The organism is Xenophilus sp. (assembly GCF_044462705.1).
Taxonomy (GTDB): domain Bacteria; phylum Pseudomonadota; class Gammaproteobacteria; order Burkholderiales; family Burkholderiaceae_C; genus Xenophilus; species Xenophilus azovorans.
Map to the genome: position 1 here is coordinate 1 of NZ_JBIQNC010000310.1, position 3,919 is coordinate 3,919.

General features: G+C 72.2%; 4 protein-coding genes. 2 read left to right on the forward strand and 2 right to left on the reverse strand.

From position 1 onward, the window contains the following. The first annotated feature begins 211 nt into the window (after window positions 1-211). Window positions 212-1,153, forward strand: a complete 942-nt coding sequence (locus ACIY1X_RS25330; protein ID WP_399686162.1) for a LysR family transcriptional regulator — start codon at window positions 212-214, stop codon at window positions 1,151-1,153. A 47-nt stretch (window positions 1,154-1,200) separates the two neighbouring features. On the opposite strand, the gene mog is transcribed toward ACIY1X_RS25330, so the two are convergent. Further along, a complete protein-coding gene (mog, locus tag ACIY1X_RS25335) occupies window positions 1,201-1,797 on the reverse strand; it encodes a molybdopterin adenylyltransferase (protein ID WP_399686164.1) in 597 nt (198 codons plus the stop codon). Further along, entirely contained in the window at window positions 1,794-2,450 is a 657-nt protein-coding gene (gene yjgA, locus ACIY1X_RS25340) for a ribosome biogenesis factor YjgA (protein ID WP_038213308.1), read from the reverse strand. Before yjgA ends, mog begins: the two co-directional genes overlap by 4 nt. Window positions 2,451-2,511: 61 nt before the next feature. Between yjgA and pmbA the strand changes: the two genes are divergently transcribed. After that, complete coding sequence (gene pmbA, locus ACIY1X_RS25345; RefSeq protein ID WP_399686166.1) at window positions 2,512-3,882, forward strand: metalloprotease PmbA; 1,371 nt, start codon at window positions 2,512-2,514, stop codon at window positions 3,880-3,882. The last annotated feature ends 37 nt before the right edge of the window (window positions 3,883-3,919 follow it).

Here is a 3,919-nt window from a genome sequence, read left to right on the forward strand (position 1 = left end):
GGTTCAGCGCCTCGAAGGTGGCGCGGCGCACGGTGCCGAACAGGTGGCAGTGCAGTTCGGCCTTGGGCATGGCGTGCAGCATCGCCTCCAGCGAGAGCGGGGCGTCGGCGCGATTCGGGGCAGCGTGCATGCGCGGGAGTCTAGAAAGCGCCCGGCCGAAGCAGAAGTGATGAATTTCTATAATTTCATTCAAGCAAGTGATGAACATGCCATGGACCCGGCCCCGCTGCGCGCGCTGACGCTGCGCCACCTCCAGTGCTTCTCGGTGCTGGTTCAGGAGGGGCATTTCGGCCGCGCGGCGCAGCGCCTGTCGATCACCCAGCCAGCGCTGAGCAATGCCATCAAGCAGATGGAGCGCCTGCTGGGCGCGCCGCTGCTGGAGCGCACCACCCACCGCCTGGCGCTCACCCCGCTGGGCGCCGAGGTGCTGGAGCGCACCGACTTCGTGGTGAACACGGTGGACCAGGCGCTGCGCGACATTCGCAACGTGGTGGTGCGCGGCCGCGCCCATGTGCGCATCGGCGTCATCCCCTCGGCCGGCAGGCAGGTGGCGGCGGCGGTGGCCGCCTTCGAGGCGCGGCAGCCCGGCGCGGTGAGCGTCGAGTGGGCCGACGCGCCCTCGACCGAACTGGTGGAGCGCCTGCGCGGCGGCCAGCTCGACGTGGCGGTGGCGGCGATCACCGAGGCGCCCGAGGGCCTGGCCTGCACCGATCTGTTCCGCGACCCGCTGGTGCTGCTCGTGCACCGCGACCATCCCTTGGCCGCCGCCCGCAGCGCGAGCTGGAAGGCCCTGGGCAGCGAGCGGCTCGCCCTGTTCGAAAGCGGCAGCATGCCGGCCCTGGGCGGCCCGGCGCGCGCCCAGTTCGGCGAGGGCGGGCCGCAGCCGCTGCGCGTGCGCTACGCCGAGACGCTGCATGCGCTGGCGCGCAGCCGGCTGGCGCTGGGGCTGATGCCGCGGCTGTACACCGTGGCGCTGCACGACCCGGAGCTGCGCGTGGTGCCGCTGCGCCAGCCGAAGATCGAGCGGCGCGTGGTGCTGCTGCGCCGGCCCGAGCCGCTGCGCAGCGCGGCGGCGCGGGCGCTGGCGGAATTCCTGGGCGAGCGGCTGACCGCGCTGGCCGCCCGGCGGCGCGTGGCCGCGCCGGCGGCCTGACGCCGCCGCCGCTGGCCGAGCCCGACGAACTGGACGCGGAGTTCTGGTTAGCCGCGCGGCGGCCGGACCGCCGACTTGGGCCGGAATGCCTTGCAGACCGCCTCGTGGGTCTCCAGGTACGGCCCGCCGATGAGGTCGATGCAGTAAGGCACGGCCGCGAAGATGCCGGGCACCTTCTGCGTGCCGTCCGGCGCCTTCAGCCCTTCCAGCGTCTCGGCGATGGCCTTGGGCTGGCCGGGCAGGTTGACGATGAGGCTCTTGCCGCGGATCACCGCCACCTGCCGCGAGAGGATCGCCGTCGGCACGAAGGCCAGGCTGATCTGGCGCATCTGTTCGCCGAAGCCGGGCATCACCCTGTCGGCCACGGCCAGGGTGGCCTCGGGCGTCACGTCGCGCGGGGCGGGGCCGGTGCCGCCGGTGGTCAGCACCAGCGAGCAGCCGGCGTCCACCAGCTCGACCAGCGCGGCGCTGATGCGCTCCTGCTCGTCGGGGATGAGGCGCGGCTCGAAGCGGATCGGGTTCTTCAGCGCGCGCGTCAGCCAGTCCTGCAGGGCCGGCAGGCCCTGGTCCTGGTAGACGCCGCTGGAGGCGCGGTCGCTCACCGAGACGATGCCGATGACGACGGGGTCGAACGCGTCGCTCATGCGTCTTCCTCGCGCGATTCGGCCGCCGCCTGTTCGCCGTGGTCCGCGTCGCCGTGCACCGCGAGCTGGGCGCGCAGCAGCTGGAACAGCTCGCGGTACGCCTTGCCCTGGCGCGGCGCCTCGCCGGCGCGGCCGGCCTGGAAGTCCTTGCGCGCCTGGCGCACCAGCGCGCGCAACTGTTGCGCATCGGTGCCGGGATGGGTCTCGATCCAGCCGCCGAGGGCGTCGTCGCCGGCCAGCAGGCGCTCGCGCCAGCGCTCGGCCTCGTGCAGCAGGGCGGTGTCCTGCGCGGGGCCGTGCGCCTGCTCGTCCAGCGCCAGGCGCGCGGCGTCGAGCGTGGCGGCGTCCAGCTTGCGCATCAGCTTGCCGACGTACTGCATCTGGCGGCGCCGGCCCTCGAAGTTGCTGATGCGGCGCGCCTCGGCCAGCGCCTCCAGCAGCGACTCGGGCAGGTCCAGCCGGGCCATCGCCTCGGCGCGCAGGTCCAGCAGCTTCTCGCCCAGCGCCTGCAGCTCGGTGCTCTCGCGCTTGAGTTCGGTCTTGCTGGTCTCGACGCCGCCCTTGAGCTCGCGCTTGAGCTCGGCGTCCAGTTCGCTGCCTTCGGCGACGAAATGGCCGCGGACGAAGTAGCCTTTCTTGGGTTTGCGTGGCATGGGGATGAATGGGGTCCGGCACCCGGCCGAAAAGGGGTGCGCCGCTATGATTGTCCCCCACATGAGCACCCTCACATCGCGCGCCGATACCGGCTTTGCCTACAGCCGGGACTTCTTCGAGAACCTGGTCGACACCGCCCTGGCCCATGCGAAAAAACTGGGCGCCACCGACGCCGGCGCCGAGGCGTCCGAAGGGTGCGGCCTCACCGTCTCGGTGCGCAAGGGCGAGCTGGAGAACGTGGAGCGCAACCGCGACAAGTCGCTGGGCGTGACGGTCTACGTGGGCAACCGGCGCGGCAACGCCAGCACCTCCGACTTCTCCGAGGCCGCCATCCGCCAGACCGTGCAGGCGGCCTACGACATCGCCCGCTTCACGGCGGAGGACCCGATGGGCGGCCTGCCGGACGAGGCGGACATCGCCACCGAGCATCCCGAGCTGGACCTGTTCCACCCCTGGGCCATCGACAGCGAGGGCGCCGCGAAGCTGGCGCTGGCCTGCGAGGCGGCCGCCTTCGCCACCGACAGGCGCATCGCCAACAGCGAGGGCGCCGGCGTCTCGGCGCAGCAGAGCCACTTCTTCAGCGCGCACACGCACGGCTTCCGTGGCGGCTATGCCAGCTCGCGCCATTCCATCTCGGTCGCTCCCATCGCCGGCAAGGGTGACGACATGCAGCGCGACGCCTGGTACAGCTCGATGCGCTCGGCCGACGAGCTGGCCAGCCCCGAGGCGGTGGGCCGCTATGCCGCCGAGCGCGCGCTCAGCCGGCTGAAGGCGCGCAAGATCAAGACCACCGAATGCCCGGTGCTGTTCGAGTCGCCCCTGGCCGCCGGCCTGCTCGGCGCGCTGGTGCAGGCCACCAGCGGCGGCGCGCTGTACCGGCGCAGCAGCTTCCTGCTCGATTCGCTGGGCAAGCCGGTGCTGCCCGGCCACGTCGATGTGCTGGAAGACCCGTTCGCGCCCCGCGGCAAGGGCAGCGCGCCCTTCGACGACGAGGGCGTCGTCACGCGCCGGCGCAAGGTGGTCGACGGCGGCCGGCTGGAGGGCTACTTCCTGTCCACCTACTCGGCGCGCAAGCTGGGGATGAAGACCACCGGCAACGCCGGCGGCTCGCACAACCTGACGCTCTCCTCGCGCCTCACGCAGCCGGGCGACGACCTCCAGGCCATGCTGCGCAAGCTCGGCACCGGCCTGTTCGTCATCGAGCTGATGGGGCAGGGTGTGAACTACGTGACGGGCGACTACTCGCGCGGCGCCAGCGGCTTCTGGGTCGAGAACGGCGAGATCGCCTTCCCGGTGCAGGAGATCACCATCGCCGGCAACCTGAAGGACATGCTGCTGGGCATCCAGGCCGTGGGCGCCGACGCCTACAACTACGGCGCCAAGACCACCGGCTCCATCCTCGTCGACCGGATGAAGGTGGCGGGCGCCTGAGCCGGGCCGGGGCTGCCGTGCAGATGGCCGCACGCGC